This is a genomic window from Sphingomonas sp. NBWT7, assembly GCF_014217605.1.
GTDB lineage: Bacteria > Pseudomonadota > Alphaproteobacteria > Sphingomonadales > Sphingomonadaceae > Sphingomonas.
The window spans coordinates 2404893-2425816 of the sequence record NZ_CP043639.1 but is presented as its reverse complement, the minus strand read 5'-3'; the positions used below and the strand labels follow the sequence as shown (position 1 = coordinate 2425816).

At 61.3% G+C, this 20924-nt stretch carries 22 protein-coding genes; 15 read left to right on the top strand and 7 right to left on the bottom strand.

Features of this window, described 5'->3' with window-relative positions:
- The first annotated feature begins 106 nt into the window (after positions 1 to 106).
- The 6 genes from F1C10_RS11725 to F1C10_RS11705 all read left to right on the top strand — a co-directional run bounded on the left by F1C10_RS11725 (position 107) and on the right by F1C10_RS11705 (position 6362).
- On the top strand, positions 107 to 397 hold the full coding sequence (locus tag F1C10_RS11725) for a hypothetical protein (RefSeq protein ID WP_185206392.1): 291 nt from the start codon (positions 107 to 109) through the stop codon (positions 395 to 397).
- Between the two features lie 468 nt (positions 398 to 865).
- Positions 866 to 3130, top strand: a complete 2265-nt coding sequence (locus tag F1C10_RS11720) for a TonB-dependent receptor (RefSeq protein ID WP_185206391.1) — start codon at positions 866 to 868, stop codon at positions 3128 to 3130.
- Entirely contained in the window at positions 3130 to 4347 is a 1218-nt protein-coding gene (locus tag F1C10_RS11715) for a cytochrome P450 (RefSeq protein WP_185206390.1), read from the top strand. Before F1C10_RS11720 ends, F1C10_RS11715 begins: the two co-directional genes overlap by 1 nt.
- 17 nt (positions 4348 to 4364) lie before the next feature.
- Positions 4365 to 5240 (top strand): helix-turn-helix transcriptional regulator, encoded by an 876-nt coding sequence (locus F1C10_RS11710; RefSeq protein WP_185206389.1) that lies wholly within the window; start codon positions 4365 to 4367, stop codon positions 5238 to 5240.
- 9 nt (positions 5241 to 5249) lie between these two features.
- The gene (locus F1C10_RS16730; RefSeq protein ID WP_258042883.1) at positions 5250 to 5396 is read left to right on the top strand and encodes a hypothetical protein; all 147 of its coding nucleotides are present in this window, start codon (positions 5250 to 5252) and stop codon (positions 5394 to 5396) included.
- Between the two features lie 24 nt (positions 5397 to 5420).
- Positions 5421 to 6362 carry an NAD(P)-dependent alcohol dehydrogenase gene (locus F1C10_RS11705; protein WP_258042882.1) on the top strand — a complete coding sequence of 314 codons (942 nt, stop codon included), beginning with the start codon at positions 5421 to 5423 and terminating at the stop codon, positions 6360 to 6362.
- A 149-nt stretch (positions 6363 to 6511) separates the two neighbouring features.
- On the opposite strand, the gene F1C10_RS11700 is transcribed toward F1C10_RS11705, so the two are convergent.
- Together F1C10_RS11700 and F1C10_RS11695 are read right to left on the bottom strand one after the other, a co-directional pair.
- Complete coding sequence (locus F1C10_RS11700; RefSeq protein WP_185206388.1) at positions 6512 to 7480, bottom strand: TIR domain-containing protein; 969 nt, start codon at positions 7478 to 7480, stop codon at positions 6512 to 6514.
- A gap of 639 nt (positions 7481 to 8119) precedes the next feature.
- Positions 8120 to 9646 (bottom strand): M10 family metallopeptidase C-terminal domain-containing protein, encoded by a 1527-nt coding sequence (locus F1C10_RS11695; protein ID WP_185206387.1) that lies wholly within the window; start codon positions 9644 to 9646, stop codon positions 8120 to 8122.
- 167 nt (positions 9647 to 9813) lie between these two features.
- Between F1C10_RS11695 and F1C10_RS11690 the strand changes: the two genes are divergently transcribed.
- Positions 9814 to 10332: a hypothetical protein gene (locus tag F1C10_RS11690; protein WP_185210303.1), complete on the top strand. Its 519-nt coding sequence runs from the start codon at positions 9814 to 9816 to the stop codon at positions 10330 to 10332.
- A gap of 103 nt (positions 10333 to 10435) precedes the next feature.
- On the opposite strand, the gene F1C10_RS11685 is transcribed toward F1C10_RS11690, so the two are convergent.
- Genes F1C10_RS11685 through F1C10_RS11670 form a run of 4 tightly spaced genes read right to left on the bottom strand, consistent with a single transcriptional unit; the run spans position 10436 to position 13600 of the window.
- Positions 10436 to 12346 (bottom strand): ATP-binding protein, encoded by a 1911-nt coding sequence (locus tag F1C10_RS11685; RefSeq protein WP_185206386.1) that lies wholly within the window; start codon positions 12344 to 12346, stop codon positions 10436 to 10438.
- Positions 12333 to 12842 (bottom strand): ABC-three component system middle component 5, encoded by a 510-nt coding sequence (locus F1C10_RS11680; RefSeq protein WP_185206385.1) that lies wholly within the window; start codon positions 12840 to 12842, stop codon positions 12333 to 12335. Before F1C10_RS11680 ends, F1C10_RS11685 begins: the two co-directional genes overlap by 14 nt.
- Positions 12839 to 13405: an ABC-three component system protein gene (locus tag F1C10_RS11675; RefSeq protein WP_185206384.1), complete on the bottom strand. Its 567-nt coding sequence runs from the start codon at positions 13403 to 13405 to the stop codon at positions 12839 to 12841. Before F1C10_RS11675 ends, F1C10_RS11680 begins: the two co-directional genes overlap by 4 nt.
- Positions 13406 to 13411: 6 nt before the next feature.
- Positions 13412 to 13600 (bottom strand): hypothetical protein, encoded by a 189-nt coding sequence (locus F1C10_RS11670; protein WP_185206383.1) that lies wholly within the window; start codon positions 13598 to 13600, stop codon positions 13412 to 13414.
- 754 nt (positions 13601 to 14354) lie between these two features.
- Here F1C10_RS11670 and F1C10_RS11665 point away from each other — a divergent pair.
- The 3 genes from F1C10_RS11665 to F1C10_RS11655 all read left to right on the top strand — a co-directional run bounded on the left by F1C10_RS11665 (position 14355) and on the right by F1C10_RS11655 (position 15904).
- Positions 14355 to 14897 (top strand): site-specific integrase, encoded by a 543-nt coding sequence (locus F1C10_RS11665; protein ID WP_258042881.1) that lies wholly within the window; start codon positions 14355 to 14357, stop codon positions 14895 to 14897.
- A gap of 48 nt (positions 14898 to 14945) precedes the next feature.
- Positions 14946 to 15323 (top strand): DUF3768 domain-containing protein, encoded by a 378-nt coding sequence (locus F1C10_RS11660; RefSeq protein WP_185206382.1) that lies wholly within the window; start codon positions 14946 to 14948, stop codon positions 15321 to 15323.
- A 95-nt stretch (positions 15324 to 15418) separates the two neighbouring features.
- Complete coding sequence (locus F1C10_RS11655; RefSeq protein ID WP_219729748.1) at positions 15419 to 15904, top strand: hypothetical protein; 486 nt, start codon at positions 15419 to 15421, stop codon at positions 15902 to 15904.
- A gap of 20 nt (positions 15905 to 15924) precedes the next feature.
- Here F1C10_RS11655 and F1C10_RS11650 read toward each other — a convergent pair whose 3' ends face one another.
- Entirely contained in the window at positions 15925 to 16170 is a 246-nt protein-coding gene (locus tag F1C10_RS11650) for a helix-turn-helix domain-containing protein (RefSeq protein ID WP_185206379.1), read from the bottom strand.
- 120 nt (positions 16171 to 16290) lie between these two features.
- Here F1C10_RS11650 and F1C10_RS11645 point away from each other — a divergent pair, with 120 nt between their 5' ends.
- The 5 genes from F1C10_RS11645 (at position 16291) to F1C10_RS11625 (ending at position 20464) form a co-directional block, all read left to right on the top strand.
- On the top strand, positions 16291 to 16887 hold the full coding sequence (locus F1C10_RS11645) for a DUF805 domain-containing protein (RefSeq protein ID WP_185206377.1): 597 nt from the start codon (positions 16291 to 16293) through the stop codon (positions 16885 to 16887).
- Between the two features lie 60 nt (positions 16888 to 16947).
- Entirely contained in the window at positions 16948 to 17505 is a 558-nt protein-coding gene (locus F1C10_RS11640; RefSeq protein ID WP_185206375.1) for a DUF2628 domain-containing protein, read from the top strand.
- Complete coding sequence (locus F1C10_RS11635; protein WP_185206374.1) at positions 17498 to 17887, top strand: hypothetical protein; 390 nt, start codon at positions 17498 to 17500, stop codon at positions 17885 to 17887. The genes F1C10_RS11640 and F1C10_RS11635 overlap by 8 nt, the downstream gene beginning before the upstream one ends.
- 13 nt (positions 17888 to 17900) lie before the next feature.
- A complete protein-coding gene (locus tag F1C10_RS11630; RefSeq protein WP_185206372.1) occupies positions 17901 to 18533 on the top strand; it encodes a hypothetical protein in 633 nt (210 codons plus the stop codon).
- Positions 18534 to 19342: 809 nt separating this feature from the next.
- Entirely contained in the window at positions 19343 to 20464 is a 1122-nt protein-coding gene (locus F1C10_RS11625) for a zinc-binding dehydrogenase (protein ID WP_185206371.1), read from the top strand.
- Positions 20465 to 20924 lie beyond the last annotated feature (460 nt).

Sequence of the window (20924 nt, the reverse complement as noted above, 5' to 3'; positions counted from 1 at the left end):
TGTGAGCCAAACGGGCGATGCATCAGCATATCCCGGTCAATCGCAAGTCGCACGAACCCCTCGTTCCACGACAGCGTTCACGATACTGGCAAGGTAGGAGCATCGAATGGAAATCGTCAGACTGCCCGTCGGCGAGCAGGCATCGGTTGATGTTGATTGCATTCGCATCGAGCAGACAGCCGAAGCCATCTTCAAGCTCACGGCATCTGCGCTGTGCGTGGGCACTGATGACGGCGAGTCCGTCACGATCGTTGATGCGCCGGCTTATGAGAATGCCGAGGAGGCTGAAGCAGCGGGTCTAGTCTGGGCGGCCCGTGTCGGCGTTGAACGGTTGTTCGTCAGCACGGGGACGCTAGCGCAGCCACTGGAACTAATCGAGATCGACAAGCCTCTTTAAGCGCACTGCTTGGCAGGAAAGACCCATTGTCGGTCATTCAGCGCCCTCAAGGCAGCACCCGAAACGGGCCGCCCGTTCATGTAAGCGGACCGACCGCTGAAGCGCGCCGAGCCAGCCGCTCGGAACGGCCGAGATTGGGGACTTTCCTGCCTGGCAGCTCTTGGTTTAGCCAATGTGGCTATCTGCCGTTGCCGCAAATCAGCCATCACTTATGCAGCCTTAAACTCTCCATCGAGCGCGCGCCCCGCCGTGCGCGAGCAGTCCACGAGTTTCTTCTGCGTGTAGGATCGACGCATCAACACACGTCGCTGAGTGATGCACAGTCGCCGTTCCGAGCCCGAAGCCTAGGCGCAAGAAATGGCAAAAATCATCGCAAGCGCGTGTAAAGCCTGAGGTGATCACGCGCGCTACTAATATCCCCCTATAAGATGCGGATCCGGCGAGATCGGCTCGATAAAGGAGGGATGGATGAAAGCCGCCTATCTGGCCGCGCTGCTTGCCGGCGCTCTTTTTCCCGTTGGCGTAGGTGCACAAACTGCGCAGGGCACCAGCGACGGTTCTCCCAATGATCCGGCTACCAACGAAGCCGTACCCGCAGCGCTGACCGAAACGGGCGATATTGTCGTGACCGCACAGCGACGATCGCAATCGATCCTGACCGTGCCAATTGCCATAACGGCGCTTGGTGGCGAGGCGCTGGCGGACAAGGGCGTCACGAACTCAGCGAACCTCGCCAGTGCCGTGCCCAATCTTCAGGTATCGAGCCCATACGGCAACACGCAGCCCAACTTTTCGCTGCGCGGCATCTCGGTCGCGAACGAATACAATTCGAACCAGGCGTCGCCGATCGGCGTGTACGTCGACGACGTCTATCTAGCAAACCGTACTGCGCACGGCATGGGGCTGTTCGATCTCGATCGTGTAGAGGTGCTGCGAGGGCCACAGGGGACATTGTTCGGCCGCAACACGACGGGCGGTGCGATCAACTTCATCACGCGTGCGCCGTCGCTCACCCGCAACGAAGGCTATGCCGAGGCAGGTTACGGCAACTACGATACGTGGACGGCGCAGGCGGCGGTCGAGGCGACGATGGTCGAGGATCAGCTCGGCATTCGCATCGCGGGCAATTTCGCAAAGGGCGATGGGCGGATCCGCAACGTTGCCCCTGGTGGGCGCGACGCAAATTCGCAGGACACACTGCAGGGGCGTGCCACGCTCCGCTTCCGCCCCGGTGGCGGGCCGCTCGACGTGAAGATCAAGGCTTATGGCGGGCGCGACCGCGGAACCCAGGCGGCGGTGCACGGCCTGTTGCCATTCCGTCAGGGGCTGGATTTCTTTGAAACCAATGAGAATTGGGTCGGCCGCAATCGCACCGAAGCCTATGGCGCTTCCGCTACGATCGCCTACGAAATCTCGCCGCAAGTGACGCTGACGTCGATTACGTCGAAGGACGCCGGCAAGCAGGATCTGCAACAAGCGGCGGACGGATCGCCGCTCGATATTCTCGATATCAACTGGCGCTCAAATTACGATCAATTCAGCGAGGAAGCGCGCCTCAATTACGATGGCGGGCCGGTGAAGCTCGTCGCCGGCGGCTTCTACGGGTTCGACAAGGTCGAGACGGAGAATACCTTCAACATCGGTCAAGCGCTCGGACCTGGCGTCAACGGCGGCTTCTTCCAGAGGTACACTCAGCGGCGCCGCAGCACCGCAGTGTTCGCGCAGGGAGATTACGAACTCTCGCGCGGGCTGACGCTGACGCTCGGCGGCCGCTACACTTGGGATCGATCGCGCTACGACGACGGCTTCGCCTATCTGTTCGCCGGCGACGTAGGAGGCGCGCAGCTTCCCCTTGCCACGACCGTGCCTTGTCCCGGGGTGCCGGGAACCTGCCCGTACAATCCGGGTGCACGCTTCGCTCTGCGCGGACGCAACAATGCGCTGACCGGTCGCGTCTCGCTGTCCTATCAGTTCGACGATGGCCCGCTGGTCTATGCCAGCTACAATCGCGGCTATCGTTCGGGGGCGTTCAACGGCGGTGGCTACACGTCATCGGCAGGGATCACCTATATCGCACCAGAGCGCGTCAACGCCTATGAAGTCGGCGCGAAGGGACGGTTCGGTGCGCTGACGCTGTCTGCGGCGGGCTTTTACTACGATTACTCGAACCAGCAGGTGCAGGATACGCGGCCCGGCCCGGTGTCCTTCCTAGTCAATGCGCCAAAATCGGAGATTTACGGGGCGGAAGCCGAAGCGGTGCTGCGGCTGTCCCCGACGATCAGCCTGAACGCGGCGCTCGGCTATCTCCACGCGACGTACAAGGAACTGTCGTTGCAGGGCACCGATCTTTCAGGCAACGATCTACCCTTCGCCCCGCGCTTCACCGCGCAAGGCGGCGTCGATCTTGCCGTATTCCGCGACGGGGAGAACGCCCTCGTCTTCTCGCCCAACGTCGCTTTCTTCACGCGGCAGTTCTTCTCGCCGTTCAACGATACCAACGTTGCAGGATCGCAGCAGAACAACGCCGAACTGCAGCAGGGCGATTTCGCCAAGGTCAATGCGACTTTGGCATGGACGATTGGGCGCATCACGCTGAAGGCCTGGGGAAACAACATCTTCGGCCGTGAAACCTATGCCTATGGGCTTGATCTTCGCGGCGCCGGCTTCCCGTACAACTTCCTCGTTCCTGCCGCGCCGCGCACCTATGGCGGCGCGGTACGGATCACGTTCTGATGGTTTCCGATCTGAAGGATCCCGGGCTATATGCGCGCGGCGTACCGTATGACGCTTTTGCCGAACTGCGCGCGCACGATCCGGTGCATTGGAGCGATGAGGCGGACGGTTCGGGCTTCTGGTCGATCACCCGTCACGCCGATATCGTCGCGGTATCGCGCAATCCTGGCCTGTTTTCTTCGGCTCACGAATGGGGCGGACACCGCATCTTCAACGAAAACGAAGTCGGACTGACGGGGGCCGGCGACAGTGCGATTGGCATCCCGTTCATCTCGCGAGACCCGCCGATCCATACGCGTTATCGCAAGTTCGTGATGCCGGCCCTGTCGCCCGTACGGCTCGGCGACATCGAGGCCCGTATACGCACGCGTGTCGAGGCGCTTGTGGACGCAATTCCCCTGGATCAGCCGATCGACATCGTGACGCTGCTCAACGCTCCGCTGCCGTTGCTGACGCTCGCCGAGCTGCTCGGCATCTCACCGGATATGTGGCCCAAGCTGTACGATTGGACCAATGCCTTCGTCGGAGAGGACGATCCTGATTTTCGTCAAAGCCCGGAGGCGATGCAGAGCGTGTTAGGTGAATTCTTCGCCTTTGCCGGCGAACTCTTCGACGCGCGCCGGGCCGAACCCACGCATGACATCGCCTCGCTGCTCGCCAATGCGCAGATCGATGGTGTGGCCGTGCCGTTCGGTGATTTCGTGGGAAACCTCATCCTGGTGCTGGTCGGCGGCAATGAGACCACGCGCAACTCGCTCAGCCATTCGATGATGCGCTTTGCCGAACAACCGGATGCGTGGAATGCCGTCCGCGAAGATCCCTCGCTGCTGGTGCATGGCGTCAAGGAGATGGTACGCCACGCCAGCCCAGTGCTGCACATGCGGCGCACTGCGACAGCCGATACCGAGCTAGGCGGCAAGCGTATCGCGAAAGGCGACAAGGTCGTCCTTTGGTATGCCAGCGGTAACCGCGACGCGGCAGCTTTCACCGATCCCAATACGTTCGATCTGACGCGCGGCAACATCTCCCATGTCGGTTTTGGTTCGGGGCAGCACGTCTGTGTCGGGTCGCGACTGGCGGAAATGCAGCTTCGCGTCGCTTTCGAGACCCTGGCGAAGCGTGTAGCGTCGTTTACGGTGACGGCGCAGCCCGTGCGGCTGCGCTCGAACTTCATCAATGGGTTGAAGACGCTCGAGGTGGCGCTCGCCCGCGCATGAGAGGATGAGGGTGGAGGATGGCTGCAGCCGAAACGTCCTGGACCAACGAGGCGATCATCTCCGATGCGCTTGGGCGTGCCGCCGATCTCGCGATCGGATCGACCGGCGATGGCTGGCGGCTCTCACGCTGGCGGCAGTTCGTCGGCAGTTATCAACTGCCCGCGCTGCCCGATCCTACCTTCGTGGTGCACATCGCCGGCAAGCCGAGGGTCAAGGTGTGGGAGCGTGACGGCTGGAGTGAGACGAGTTCGATTCCAGGCTGCGCGACCATCCTGCCGGCCGGCCAGCCGAGCGGGTGGCTCGTGGATGGCGAGCTCGATGTGGTGACGCTTTCGATCTCTGCGGCGGAGCTTCGGGGCACGCCGGCCAATGATCAGTTCCAGCGCATGCGGTTCGCCTTCGCCGATCCGCTGGGCGCGGCGCTGACGCGGCAGATCCTAGGCGAGCTCTACGCCCCGCAGACGGCCGAGCGGCAGGTATACGTCACCGCGCTAGCCGGCGCGCTCAAGGCGCACATGGTGCGCGGGCCACAGGGCGCCGCAGCGACGACGATCCCGACGAGCGATTTTGCCGCCTATCGCCTCCACCACATCATGAACCGCGTGCTCGCCCATCCCGAAGCTGACCACAGCCTGGAGGTGATGGCGACAGAGGCCGGGCTGACGCCGTCGCACTTCTGCCGAGTGTTCAAGCGCGCAACAGGGGTAAGCCCGCATCAATATGTGATGAAGGCACGGTTGAATCGCGCGCAGGAGCTGCTCGCTGGATCCGATTTGACTATCGCGCAGGTTTCCGAGGCTCTTGGGTTTACTAGTCAAAGCCACTTCACGCGGGCCTTCCGCGGCTACGCCGGGCAAACCCCGAGTACTTGGCGGGCGACCAAGGCACATTAGGAGAGAGCCATGCAGACGATTGCCGCGGTTGCGCGCGTTCCCGAAGGCGACTTTTCGGTCGAGGAGGTCGAGGTCGGCGCGCCGCGCGCGGGCGAGGTGCTGGTGCGGATCGCCGGCGTCGGCGTGTGCCACACCGATCTCATCTTCCGCGACTAGTTCGCACCCTATCCGCTGCCCGCGGTGCTCGGCCATGAGGGCGCGGGGACGATCGCGGCGATCGGCGAAGGGGTAGAGGGCCTCGCGTTGGGCGATAAGGTGGTGCTCGGCTTCTCGAGCTGCGGCCACTGCCCGGGCTGCGACGAGGGGCTGCCGAGCTACTGCCGCACCTTTCCGCCGCTCAACTATGCCGGGATGCGGCTGGAGGACGGATCGAAGGCATTCGCGAAGGACGGCGAGGACATATCGTCGCACTTCTTCGGCCAATCGTCGTTCGCCGGCCACACGATCACGCGCGCGCGCAACGTGGTGAAGGTGGAGACCGACGCGCCGGTCGAACTGCTGGGGCCGCTCGGCTGCGGCTTCCAGACCGGCGCGGGCGGGGTGATGCGCTCGCTCGCCGCCACCGCCGGATCGTCTATCGCAATCATCGGCGGCGGGCCGGTCGGGCTCGCCGCGGTGATGGGTGCGGTGATCCAAAGGTGCGCGACGATCGTGCTGGTCGAGCCGATCGCCGCGCGGCGCGAGGTCGCGCGGCGGCTGGGCGCGACGCATGTCGTCGATCCAAATGACGGCGCACTGGCCGAGGCGCTGCGCGCGATCGCGCCCGACGGGCTCGACTATGTGTTCGACACCAGCGGCAACGTCGGCGCAATCGAGGCCGGGCTGGCATCGCTCGGCAGCCACGGCGCGATCGGGCTGGTCGGCGTGCCCAAGCGCGCCGACGCGGCGATCAGCGTTAACATCTCGGCGCTGATGACGCCGGGGCACCGCATCATCGGCATCATCGAAGGGGATAGCGATCCGCAGACCTTCATCCCCGAATTGCTGCGCCATCACGCCGCCGGGCGCTTTCCGTTCGACACGCTGATCGAGACGTTCCCGCTGGCCGAGATCAACGTCGCGATCGCAGCGCAGGCGCGCGGCGAGTTCGTGAAGGCGGTGCTGCTGCCAGGGACCATTTGACCCAGAACCCGACATTCCGCCCTTCTCATCAGCTTCCCGAAACTTGACGCCCGTTCATGTCTGCGCAGCAGTTAGGTCAAAGAGCGCCAACGGCGCAGCAAAACGGTTCGAGATAATCGCGAAGTGCGCCGCGTCCGGACGGAGGAAGGCTAGCGGCTGCGGCTCATAGGGTCGAAAAAGGCCGACCATATCTGCTCCGCAACCTCCTCGGGTCCCACCAACTTCTCCTGCGAGCCCCCGAGGTTGCCGAACAGACTCTTGAACGCGAGCTCTCCCTCGTCGTCCGTGACGTAGAAGGAGCCGTTGGAGGTATTAGTGGCACCATCGTCCGTGAGGTGGAAACTGATCTCGCGACCGGTGCGCGACATCCCGCCCATGTAGACCGTGATCGCAGCGGCCTTGCGCCCGTCGCGGTAGGCGGCCGCCGTGAAGCGGTTGGCGTCTAGGTTGACGATCGAGCCCTCGACGTCGGGTGCCCGCGCCTGGACCTCGGCCACCGAGTTCGCGAAGAACTCTGTAACAAACTCGAACGTCTGCCTGACGAAGCGGTCGCGATCGAGATCCGTAAATCGCCGTTCGACTGCCACGTTCGCCGAGCGGGGCCGCGCCATGACGGGGGCCACGTACGATGCGGGCATCGCCACTGCCGCCACGTTATCCTTGAAGGAGCGAACACCGTCATCCGCGGCGAGAAGCGCCGCGCGTACGTCTCGCGCCACGTCAAGCCAGGCTTCGTCCCGGTCAGGCCAAGACTTGACAGGGCGATTGTCGCGCGGCGTGCCTCGCAGGTTGGCTAGAGGCGTGTTGGGCCAGTCGCAGTGTCGAACTATCACTGGAATGACCTTCGCTTCTCCGGCTGCGTCCCGTTCAAACGCCCTCGTCATCTCGCGCGAGTAGCAGTATTCCGAGTCGATAAAATCGGGGCTCGCCAAGCAGAGTATGACGTCGGCCTCCTCGAGGTAGGCGTCGATCGCATCATCTAAATGCGCGCCGGCGGGGATGCGCCGGTCGTGGAACGCCTCGATCAGTCCCTTGCGCTTCAGCGTCGCGAGATGCGTCTCGAGCTCATTTCGAAGATCCTCGTCCTTGTGGCTGTACGAGAAGAAGAGCTTGGCCATTCGCGCACGATGCGCCGCCAGCTCGAGCGCCGCAATATCTCAGTGGCCTGCCGGCGCAATCCTACTCGCTGAAAGCCGTATCGCCATGACCCACAACCAGACGTTCAGACCCAAACGGCCGTTTTTCAGAAGCGGACCTTTGTTCATTCGGGGCGGGACGGCTTGACACGCGATATGCAATCCGAGCCGCAGGTAGTGCGGCAACATTGGCGACTTCATTGCGGCCGATCAGTCAATCGATGGTTTTAGCTGCCCGCACAGCAGGCCTATCCGACCGCTCAAAGGAGCTTACCATATGGCGGAAGAGATGGACGGCCTACTTCGTCTCGTGCGGGTTGCGTGAAAGCACTTGAGACATCGTAGGAGCACGGATTGTCGAACCGCGTGACGCTCTCCGCCGTGGTGCCGCGAAGGTCGAGGTTGATCACTATGCTGGACGCATCTTCACCTCGGCAGCTAGCCCGCCGCCGACGAATCTGAACAAGCCTGAGCTTTTATGGGGGCGTGAGGCGAACCCGCTCTATCGCCGGCGTCGCGGGTAATGTGAACGCATTCACAAGAAAGGGGATGAGCTGCGAAGCTCATCCCCTTTCTTGCTACTTAACGCTTACGTTCTGAGACGAATGTGCGTCTAACCACTCACAACGAGAAGTCAGAAGCTACAAGATTGATCACGCCGTCGAGCTGGATGTTGAAGTCATCGACACGATCGCCGTTGAGATCGCCATAAATCAGCGTGATGGCGTCGGCGCGAACGAAGCGAAGCTCTCCCGCCCTGCCGTGAAAGGCTTCTTCGCCGATGAAGCGGAATGCCTGATTCCCCTCAACCAACGTATTTGCATCGATAGCGGTCAGGATGATGCGATCCAGACCCTGTTCGAAGTCGGTGATCTCAACGGTGATCGGCTCTCCGACAAGCGCGCCATTGTCAGTGAACATGAAGCGATCGCTTCCTTCACCCCCGGTCATGATGTCATAGCCGAAACCGTCGACAAGGGTGTCGTTCCCACGCCCGCCATCCATCACGTCGTCGCCGCTGCCGCCCTCGAGCCGGTTCGCCTTGCTGTTTCCCGTCAGGATATCGTTGAAGCCGCCGCCCGTGAGATTCTCGATATTCTTCATCTCACCGCGATCGACCCCATCGATCGTGAACTTCGAAGAACCCGTGTCGGTGAGCGTCGCGATTACCTGCGTGCCTTCCATGAAGACCACGGTATCGGCGCCGGTACCGCCATCCATGATGTCGTAGCCACCAGCGCCACCAATCAGCGTGTCATTGCCGGCACCACCGATGAGGGTGTCACCGAGATCAGAGCCGATCAGGGTGTCGTCACCGCCTCGTCCATCAAGGTGAGAACCCTGATCGATGCTGCCGTATGGGGTCGTCAGGATATTATCTGCATCGTTGCCCAGTAGGCGTGACCCACGGTGAGCTGTGACGTTCTCTATGTCGATCAGCCTAACGGGCTCACCCCAGGGCCGGAACGCCAAACCTCGATCAAGGTCGACTGTACCAAAGCTGAAGGTAATGCTGTCGACGCCTTCGCCGCCGTCGACCAGCGTACCGGTCCCACCGCCGAGCGCGATATTGAACTGGTCGTTTCCAGTCCCGCCATAGGCCTTGTCCCGGTTCCAGACCGTGAAGGTATCATCACCGCCGTATCCGTAGGATACGTTGCCGCCGCCCGGTGATAGATAGAACACGTCATTGTAATTAGCGCCGTAGGCCGTGACGCCGTAGTCAAACTTCTGCAGCAAGAACCAATTGGGCCCGGAGCCACCGCGAACGATCTCAACTTCGTCGACAATGTACGATCCGACCTGAAACGTATTACGAGCGCCAGTATCGGTGAAGAACAGATAATTGGCGCCCGCGGATATTCTCGTGGCGTCGAACTCGTCACGTCCTGCACCTCCAGTCACGCGAGCTTGATAAGTGCTGTTTAGCGCAAGTCCCTCTGCAACGAAGCGATCATTTCCACCGCCGCCGAGGGCGTAAAGAAGGTCGTAACTGATATAGATCGTGTCGTTACCGGCGCCTCCCGAAATCTTATCCGGTCCGCCCTTCCCGTAAATTACATCGTCACCCAAACCGCCACGAATTACGTCACCAGACGTCGTGCCGTCCAACGTGTCGTCAGTGTCCGTACCCTCAACAAATGCCATGATATTCCCCCCTGCTTGCCGTTCGTTTAATCACGTCGGAAGCAGGCGGTGGCAATAGTAGAAATCTTGAACTCTTGAGAAAACATCGCCGATATCGCCGATGCTTGATTGATCAGCGAATAATCTAACGATGCCTACCAACCCGGGAGCTATAGGTAGCCCGGCTCGTGGAGTTTACGCACCGCAGCCGCCGCATTGCGCTGGAACGGATCCTGCCAGTGGAATGCCTTATCTCACGGCAAATGATCGTTCTCGCGAATGCGATCGCTTTCGCTGCTCTCTCACATCGCTTTCGCGACCTCGTCGACGAGCTCAGGATCGTCGATGTCGGTTGGCGTCGACCGCACGGGCGCTGGCCCGCCAAGCTTTTGTTCCGACACACCAAGGATCTCAGCAAGGATCCGGCGATCGAACTTGGCGAGCACCTTCGGCGTCCCGCGCTCCACGAATTGCTGAATGTAGGCACGTTGCCGCCGATCGCGAGCGGAAGCTCGGACAGCGACTTGTCGCGCTGTAATGACAGGCTTGCGAAGCGCTGGCGAATGTCGTCGTTCATTCTTTCTCGTACTCATGCCAACATAGACAGCACGGTACGCTATTTAGGAGCCGTAGAGGATGCCTCGGAGTTGTCGGAGCGAACAGAAGTCTTAGGAGACCTACAAACGGACGTTTGGCCGCCCGTTTAAGCCACCTCGGGGTGGACGTTCATTCAGCAATCGTCAGCTTGCCGAAGATCAGGGCGGCTTTGCCCCAAGAAGCGAAATACAGGGCCTGCAAATCTACTTAGGTTTAGCCAACCGAGAGCGTACGCTCCGCATGCGTCGACTTTCGACCAATGACGTACTCGGCGTTGTCCAGCTCGGGGCTGATCATCGCCGTGGCGAAGATGATCTGGTGTCGTGCCGTCAGCGAGGCCGACCGCTCAGCGATTAGCCGCTGGAAGTTACGGCTTCGCTCCGGCTCCATGCCCTTGTCCTCGATCGTGTCGAGAATGAGCAGGCGGAAGTGCCGGAAGCCGGGATCTTCCGCGGCCGCGGCGAGGAACGAGGAGAGCAGCGCGTTCTTCAGATAAATCGTCGAGGATGCGGACGAGTACGTATGGCCGTCGACGGAGATGGCGTCCCGCTTGAAGTCGAAGGAGACGCTCTCCGCCTTCTCAAAAGAATCTTGGCGAGGCAGGTCGTGGTGCAGCAGGGCGAGAGTCTCGCGCTCGACGCGCCGGTAGGCGTTCGACAGCCTCTCCTGCTGGGTCGCGGCCAGTCGCTCGTTCATGTCCCTTAGCTGCGTCAGCTCGGCCGTGACGTCTGCCTTCTTGGTCGAGAGCGCGTCCAGTCTCGCTATCAGCCGCTCCTGCCTCGCAATCTCCTCCAATTCCCGCCGCAGATAGCCCATCTGCTCGTTGAGCGTCGCGAGCCTCTGCCTGGCGTCGCTCTGCGGCGTGCGCCTGGCCGTACCCAGCCGCGCCGCGGCGTCCTTCCAACGGGCAAAAGTCGCGGTCCGCCGCTCGTCCAGCTCCGCCAGCTCGCGGTCCCGGTCCGCCTGCACACTGGTCGACTGCTTATGCTGGACGAGCAACTCGTTGAGCTGTCCGACAACCCGGCGGCGCATCCGCTCCTCGTCCATCGGCGCCTTGCACAGGCGGCACGTGTGGGGATTGTCGTGCGTCGGCAGCGTAGCGAAGCACGCCGGACACCAGCTGTATTCGACCTCGCTGATCGCTTCCGCGACCGTCGCTGAATCCCGCAGGGCATCGATCTTGCGCTTGAGCGTGGCGAGAAAGATCTCCGAATCGGCCCGTTCGAGCCGCAACCCCTCGATCTGCTGGTCAACTGCGGCGAGCTCGCTCTGCGCGACGCGCACGGCCTCCAGGGCACGCTGCTGCGGTTCCAGCGACACCACGTCACCAGCATCATCCTCGTAGAGCGCCGCCTCCGTCCGGGACGCCTCCTCAGCGAGTCGGATCAGCTGCTCCTCGACGTTCCGCCGCTCGGCCGCCGCCCAATCCAGGGTCAGACTGTGGTTGACGTCGGCGAGCAGCGCGTAGATCCCTCGCAAGGTCGCGTCGGCTGCAGCGAGCTCCTTGTCGAGTTCGCGGATGCGCAACTGGTTCGCGTAGATGTCGGTGTCGTAGGCACCCATCAGGAACCGGCCGATCGCCTCGCGCAGCTGCGGCGAGTCAAAGTTTTCGTCGCGGAAGATGTGATCCACCGCGCTCAGCTGATCCGAGTACATCAGGCGCAGCAGCTGATGCAGCGTGAGCTTGCCCGACGTGTCGGTCTGCAGTTCCGGCAGGGCGAGGAGATTGAAGACGGCCTGGGAGAAGCTCTCCCGCTCGCCCGACGTGCGGTAGGGGAACCGCATCCATTCAGACGTCGGCGCCTTAGCCGCCTGTTCGAGCGAGCCGGCGAATATCTCCATCGGCTGACCGGATTTCACGGATATCAGACGCGAAAAGGTGGCCACGTTGCCGTTGCACTCTACCTCCAGTGAGACCCGGTCGCACAGTTGGGCCTGCTCGCTCCAGTTGGAGATGTCTGCTCCCAATCCGTACACGATCAGGCTGAGGATCGTGCTCTTGCCGGAACTGTTCTCGCCGGCGATGATGTTCACGCCGTCGTGCAGGCGCTCGCGATACGCGTAGGACGTGCCTCGGGAGACTGCCACCTCGCGGATGACCAGCGTCGGCTTAAACAGCGTCATACAGGAATTCGTCGAGGTGGGAGCGGTCCTTCAACCCGTCTGGACCATAGGCCGAATACTGGCTGCCGAGCTGCTGCAGCACCGACATCAGGTCGGCCTCCTCCTTGTTTCGAAGCTTGGCGAGTGACATGAGCAGGGGCGGCACCACGCCTTCGTTCAACCGCATGATTCCCGTCTTATCGTCGACGTCCACCAAACCGCGCGAGACGAGGGTCTGCACGGCGGCCTCGTAGGGCGCCGCCATCCTCCTGAACAACGCGCGGGGTGTCGGCAGGCGGTCGTAGGGGAAACGTGGCTGCGCCTTCAGCCGGCGCACCGCGCCCTTGAGCGCCGGCGACAGGCGCACGGACGCCAGATGCTCGGGAAAGAGGAGCAAGAAGTCGAGCACACGCAGGGCGGTGACGTCGATCCCGCCCGCCATTTCGTCCAGCAAACGGCACGTGCGGAGCAGCGCGTTGTAGGGGTCGAACGCCGGATGGTAGACGAGCTGCGTCACGCCGCGTGCCAGCGTACGTAACAGCGATCGGCCAGCCAGTAGGTCATGCCCAGCACCAATCCATGGTTGAGGGCGAAGGTCCCGAGTCCGTACTCGGTGACGACCGCCTGCACGACCTTCTCCGACACGATCCGGTCGATCTCGGCGCCGTCGCTGCTGCCGCACGCCGGATGGACGTGGGTCTCGAACTCCGCATGGATGCGATGCAGGCAGAGGGCGAGCAGCTCTTGCGCGGCCCCGTAGAGCGAGTAGCGGTTAAGGAACTTGACGAAGAGTTCCTTGTGCCGGAGTGCCAGACCCACCTTGTCCGGCCGTCCGCACCTCGCGAGCTTCGCTTCCAGTCCTCTGATCCCGTCGGGGACGTACTGCTCCTCGAAGAACTGGAGGCTGTCGATCCACTGCTCGCGGATCTCGTCGGTGTGGATCTCACGATCGAGCTGCTTGACGAGCACGCTTACCTGACTGTCGCCGGACAGCAGGACATTGACGGAGTTGTCGTCACGCCCGACGATCTTCTCGCCTGCCGTCGCGCCCCGCTGATTGACGTCGTTTCTGTCCGCCAAGGGCGCTCAGCCCCGCCGGTTGCGGTTGTTGTCCCGCCCGACGATGTCGCCGCCGGAAATCGCGCCTCGCTGATTGACCTTATTCGACGAGCTGGACACGCGGATGGAGATCAGCTTGACGACCACGCCGCCCGCCACGAGCGCGGCGACAACCGCCAGGATCTCCTTCCAGTGCTGAACCAGGAATGCGGGCATGAATGTCGTTCCCCCTCGAGCGATTGATGCCCGTGTCGGCGTGGCGTTACAAGACTTGGTGCATTGCAGGCGCTTAGCGAAGGCCAAACGAATTGGTGTTGAACGAATGGCAGGTTACCGCGACTGACCGTCCGAGAGCGGACAGGCAGCTTCCCACCATCTAGGGCCTACAGCGTCCTTGTTGGCGCGATCCATGTCTCCTGCGGTTTGCGCTTTGAAAGTGTCTGGCCCGGCGATCAGCCGTTCCTCACCGCTGCGTGGGTCCGCCACTGTTTCGTCGCCCATTGTCGCCCAAGCCCGCGGATCAGACGCCTTCGAAGAGGGTCAGCAAATCTCGAGTCGACCGTCATCAAAGCCGAGGAGAAAGTGGCTGAATGCGTTTGACCGATGTCGAATGGATGACCTGAAACGAGCGATCTGACGTGATCTTCGGGCCCGTCTAGCTTTGATTGGGAAAGTTAGGTAAGTTATCTGATTTAAATTCCTGGACTGCATATCAAGCAACACAAGCAATCTCGGACATCGCACATTTGCTAATAATCCGGGGATACCGGGGAAATCGGGGCAAAAGCGACTGAGCGTGGCAGTACTGAGAAAATGCGTTCGCGCAGATCGTACCTCCCCACATGCTGTAACTTGACACTCACGTTTTGTTCTGGTAGCGTAATGATGCTGGCTGCGTGTGCGCCAGCTCACTCCCACCATCGAGTCAATCATGCTCCGACAGCCTGCGAAGGCGTTGGCGCCAGAAGACGTGCGTCGTGCGCTCGACCACGTAAGGCAGCAACGCCAACCCGATCGTAACCGCGTTATCATCCTGCTCAGCTTCAAGGCCGGCCTCCGAGCCTGCGAGATAGCCGGGCTTAGCTGGTCGATGGCATTGACCAGCGACGGGCTCATCAACAACCATCTCGCCGTTGCGCGGCAGATCGCCAAGTGCGGCTCTGCCCGGCAGATCCCGCTCAACGTCGAACTGGCCCGCGCGCTGGGCCGGCTACACCGCTTAGCGGGGCGCCCACGCGACGGTCCGATCATCTGTTCCGAGCGCGGCGGCCACATGACCGCCGGCAGCATCGTGAACTGGTTCGGCGTCCTTTACCGCGAGCTTGGGCTTATCGGCTGCTCTTCGCACTCGGGCCGCCGCACCTTCATCACTCGCGCTGCTCGGTTACTTGCCACATCAGGCGGCTCACTACGCGACGTCCAGGAGCTCGCTGGGCATCGCGCGATCACCACGACCGAGCGCTACATCGAGGGTGACCGTGACGCTCAGCGTCGTCTGATCGCCCGCATCTAACTCCCCTACCTCCACCTACCCTCACCTCATCACCGGAAAGGAGCTGCCATGTCCCGCAGCAACGAAACACGTGCGCCTCACGCCGAGGCGCGCGACCTAGCAACGCGCCGTGCGCGCATTCGTGAGCTTAACGACCAGTTCCGCGTGTCACTGACAGGCGGCCGCGTAATGGTGACCAGCGGCATCCGTGACCTAGGTCCTGTCGGCGTTTTGCACGCGGTCGCCGCGGTGCGCACCTTTGCCGACTTCAACGACGGCAACGACCCCCACGCCGAGCATGATTTTGGCAGCGTCGAAGTTGCTGGTGAGCGGGTGTTCTGGAAGATCGATTACTACGACCACCGCTACCAGTATGGCTCACCCGATCCTAGCTTACCCGGTCTGACAGGACGCGTCCTGACGATCATGCTGGCGTCGGAATATTGACGGTGGCGGGAAGGTATCAGCTTGAACAGGCCGCAAGGGCCCTCGCGCCGCTCCGCCAAGGCGACCTAGATGGCCTCTGCGGGATCTACGCAGTGGTGAACGCCCTACGGCTCGTCATCCATCCGTTTCGCCCGCTGCGGCGTACCGAACTGACAGCGTTATTTAATCGCGGGCTTACCTCGCTTAGCCAATCACGGCGGCTTCAGCGATCGCTGATAGATGGCATCACGCAGCGTGTCTGGCAGCGGCTTTGTGACGACATGGTGTTTGAGGCAGCGGTTATCACAGGCTTGGAGATCTTCGCGTCGCCGGTGTTCGAAACGGCCAACAAGCCAACTGACCGCGACGCGATGCGCGCGATTAGACACAACCTTCGGAACGGTTGGCCGGTCCTGATCGCGCTGATGGACAGCTATAACCATACGACTGTAGTCAGCAGCTACAGTCGCACGCGCATCAACCTATTCGACAGTTCAGAGCATTGCTGGGTATGGGTAAGATCGATCTCGTTTGACCCGGCTCGCATAGGTGATCCGCACTTCGTACCAGCGGCCAGCGTGGTCGCCCTCCTAGCGTACTAGGCCGCCGGAACGAGCCGAGCTCAGAGGCGGGCGTCCTCAAACAGCGATGCAACCGTCACATCCAAGGCTCCGGCAACATCGATCAGGAGCAGCGTGGTCACGTTGCGCTCGCCGCGCTCGATCTTACCCATATGCGACCGATCAACACCGGCGGCATCTGCGAGAGCCTCCTGTGAAAGCCCTGTAGCTAGCCGGCGCGTACGGATCGCCGTGCCGAGGCGCAGTAGCAGCTGATCAACGTCCTGCTTGCCCGAGACCCGCACCATTGCCCCATGGTCAGGTAGCGCTGTCTTTTAGACCACGGCATTTACGACCCTTTTCGCTTGTGCCACGCTGCGTTCGTGTCGCTGGCCGCCGTCCTTTATTCGACAAAACAGGAGAGGTTTATGCTCTGGACGCAGCCTTTGCGGCGCTATTTCCAGTTCTCTGGCCGCGCTAGCCGCGCGGAATATTGGCAGTTCATCGCGGTAGCCGTTGCGGCTTACCTTTTCGCCGGCATGCTCGACCTCGGCCGTGAGGGACTGAGTGGCACCCCGTGGCTCGCGCTGCTAGTTATGCTCGGGCTCGCCATTCCAGCCTACGCCGTGACGTTCCGCCGCCTGCATGATCGCGGCGTCACCGGCTGGGTGATCGGACTGCAATGGGTCCTAAACGGCATCTACTTCGTCGTGGACCGCATGCGTGCCGGCACCCGTGGGTCGCTGATCGATGCACCGTTCGCGCTCATCAACGGCATCGACATCCTGCTGACGCTGGCGCTGGCGATCTACATTGTCGTGCAGCTTAGCCGACCTGGCGACGTGGGCGACAATGCCTACGGGCCGCCACCGTCCGACCACATCGTGGCGACGCCGTCTGCAGATGCGCGCCGCGCGGCAGACCGCGTGTCCGAACTCGAGCGGCTAACCAAACTTCATCGCGGCGGTGTGCTGACTGACGCCGAGTTCGAGCAACAAAAGGCCGCGAGTCTCGACCGCGGCTGACGCAACAGGGCTCCCGCCCCCTTCCAATGATCATCAACCCATCATCCAAGGACCAGCCCAATGGATCAATCGACGTATGACAAGCTCGAACGTCTCGCCAACCTGCATCGCGATGGCGCGTTAAGTGCGGCCGAGTACGACGATGAGAAGGCCAAGCTGCTTTCCGGTGCCCCGCCCGCATCCGGGAATGGCAACCCCGCCGCGCCCCGCGTTGAACCAACGATCGACGAGAGCAAGCTAGCGCCGATCTGGCAGGAGCGGTTTGAGCTGATCGACAAGCACGGCATGCCGAAGAGCCGCGCTTACACCGCAGCGGTACAGCATCTGTCTGCCATCAAGACGGCGCAGCTTGTGATGAGCCCGTTGGCCTTCCTGCTTGGGCCGCTCTACTATGTCTACCTTGGCCTTTGGCGCCCTGCGTTAAGCCTATGCGCGGCAACAATCGCCTTCACCGCCATCACAGATGCGCTGCAAGTGCCAGCATGGTTTGATCGGGCGACCTACATCATACCGAGCGCGGTGTTCGCTTGGGTCTGCGTGCCGCTCTACTATCTGCGTGTTCGTCAGGGCGTCCACAGCTGGAACCCGATGATCTGGTGGGGTGCAGGGCGTGCCTGACGGCACCGAGCGTGCTGTGACGGCTGCTGGTCGGGATCGTGTTCGATCCTTTGTCCGCGACTATCACATCTTCGAAGAGGATCGTGCGCCGACCGCCGCCGAGCAGAAGCTAATAGCCGACGCGCTGATCGACTACCTCTTCGATGAGGAAAGGCTGATGGGAAGCGTCAAGCTGCGCGCTGACACAGCGTTCCGTGCGCTCGCGGACATCGGACGGCGGCTTCCAGTTGGCGCACGACCGACCATTCAGTTGATCGAGCAGTGCATCATCGACCTCGCGGCCCGCCTGGAGCGCCGCGAGGACATGAACCTCATCATGCGCGAGGACTGCCTCATGCTGTCGGAGACGATCCGGCAGCTGCGCAGCGCCCGCACCACTTAGATTGGACACATCGATGCGCATCATCAAACTTTCACCGCTGGCAGTGTTGCCCATGTTGCTCGCTTGCTCCGACCTAAGCGGCGGCAGCACTGCCCTTCCAAGCGATCTAACCGCCATGTGCGTCGGCACGGTATCGTCCGATGCGAAGAACAGCGCGGTCGACGTCAGGCTCAGCGAGTTCCTCGCAGTGATGGCGAACAACGGTTTCGTAGCCGGCTGGTCGGGATCTTCGACCGCGGGCGTGCTCACGCTGCGCAAAGACGACAAGTTCGCCGGCAAGACGACCGAATTCGAGTTCGAGACCGAGCAACGGCCGTACGTGGGTTCGATCACAGCCTGCCAGCCAAACGTCGCGGTGTTGGTCCGTGCCAAGCTCGATGGCGAACTGCTGGGCGCGTTCGCGAGCGAGGACGCGGCGCTCACCATTGCACAGCAGGCACAAAAAGCGCGACCGGCGGCGGCTTCTACGCCGTCTCCGACCATGGTCGAGCCGAGCACCATTCCTGCTATTGCGCAACCAGCCGTCACGCCGGTGGACGGCGATCCTGATCCGGATGCCGACGCGCTTGAGCCAGGCGACGACGAGGCGCCGCCTGCGCCGGAGGCTGGGCTCGAGTACTTATATCCGTCAACCAACGCCATGTAACGCAGTGGAGGCCATTCTTTGTCAAACTTAAGCGTGCGGGGCAGCCATTGATGAGGTTTTCACACATTTGCCATATGTTCGCGTGTTTCGCCTCTCGGCCGCTGCAAGTGGCGCCAATTACCGGCAGCCAATATCAATGGGTAGCCGCGCTAGGCCGGCAGGTTTCTAGACTATGGGGCAGGGCGCTTGAGCGTCTGTAAATGGTGGATAGCAGCCTGTCTGCTTTCGGGCCGCGATTACCGGTAAGCGGCCGCTCGTTCAGGACGCGGGGGGGGGGGGGGGGGGGGGGCACGACCGCCCACTAATGGTGGAGAGCTGCCGGTCCGTTTTCGGACGCCAATTGCCAGATGCGGTGTTCGTTTGGGCGACGGGCAACAGCTCTAGCGCCCAGCTGCAGGCGCAGAGGTTTACGCATAAATGTAAACACAGATTGTATAACCTAATAATACGCTATAATCTGGCATGTGATTTCATGGGTCAACGATCTCCCGCCCGTCAAACGGGTCTCGCAGCGGCGCAAACGAGTAAAGCAAGATGAGCAGCATCGTGCTCCTTCTTGAGGCCGAATAACGTCATGAAAGCGCATCGCGACAAGTGTGTGGGGAAAGGTTTCGGCAGCGAAGGACGGCCGTAGCACGGCCATATTTCAGCGATAGAGATGTCAATAACGGATACTCAAAACTTGGCGGAAAAGACTTTAGATCAGCTGAATCGGGTGATGGTTAGCCTGAATAAGGCAATCGGCTTAAGATTGCCGAACCAGACATGGCATCACTAAAAAAACTAACAGTTATTGGGAGGAAAGGATTATGGCGCTTGAAGGACGCGAGTTGCGCTCAAAGATTGACGTTAACGGCACGTTGACTCTTTCGCTTGAATTCGCGAAGATCGATGCGCCGGGTGACGATGAGGTAGTAATCCATATCGAGGCGGCCCCGATCAATCCTAGTGATCTTGGCCTGCTTCTCGGTCCGGCCGACCTTTCCACTATGCGCATCCTTGAAGGAAGAAATGGGATCTCCTTTACGGTTCCGGAAGATAAGCTGTCTGCGGTGAAGGGGCGAATAGGACAGTCACTGCCTGTGGGGGTGGAAGGTGCTGGAACCGTCGTCGCGGCAGGGCGCAATGCCAAGGCTCTTGACGGGAGGTTGGTTGGGGTAGCGAGTGGGGGAACTTTCGCGGACTACCGAAAAGTTTCTGCTCGCGACGTCGTTCCGCTTCCCGCGGGAGTTACCGCAGCCGCTGGCGCATCGATGTTCGTCAATCCCCTAACTGCTCTTAGCTTTGTCGAAACGGCGCGGCGCGAGAGGCACAAAGCGATCATCCATACCGCCGCAGCTTCGAACTTGGGGCAAATGCTACAAAAGGTTTGTCTGGCGGACGATATTCCACTCGTCAACATCGTGCGATCAGCTGAACAAGTAGAGATATTAAAAAACATTGGGGCTGTTCACATTTTGAACAGTCGGGATCCGGATTTCATAAATCAGCTTCAAGACGCAGTCGAAGCGACCGGCGCCACTGTAGCTTTCGACGCGATCGGGGGAGGTTCGATGGCTACACAGATACTGGAAGCAATGGAAGCTGTGGCGACGCGTTCAATGGTTGATTATAGTCGTTACGGATCGGATGAAATGAAGCGACTCTATATTTACGGAGTGCTTGATCATTCACTGGTAGTACTTAATTCGAGGCGTTTTGGTTTCGAGTGGAGCGTCTCGGGCTGGCTGCTACTGCCATTCCTTGCAAGGGCAGGAAAGGAAGTCGCAGAGCGTCTAAGGCAACGCGTTGCCGATGAACTTACTACGACCTTTGCTAGCCACTACAGTCACGTCATTGGGCTCGCCCAAGCGCTTGAACCAGATGTTCTGCGCGCCTACGAGAAAAAGGCTACGGGCGAGAAGTTTCTGATAGACCCGTCGCGCGGCTGACTGTGTGCACCGTGCTGTCAGTCTAACGTTCATCCATCTGTCCACAACGCAGTTAGAGTTTCAGGGGTTACCACATAGCTCCTGACGATCTGCCACTCCGTCTGCTCGGCGGAGTGGCCGTCCTTTTGAGCCTGTTGGGTGGCGCTGCAGCTCGCAAGGTCGAGGTGCTTGTCCGAGTGTGCGTGGCAGGAGGGGGGCCTCTGTAGCGTCGCTATCGGCCTTGACGTGTTATCACCCTCTCGCATCGTTAGGGTGGCAGGCGGCCGTTTACAACAGAAGTATCAGCCAGCGGTTAATTTCCTGTTCGTCGCGGTTGCTTAGCTGGTCCGTGGCGGCGGCGCCCAGACTTCGTAAGCACTTGCACGGGCTCCTCTGCGGGATCGCATCGGATCCTGGGAGGGGCGACATAATGAAAAGCGCGGTTACCGCAGCTGCCCTACGCGATATGCGAAAACCGTTG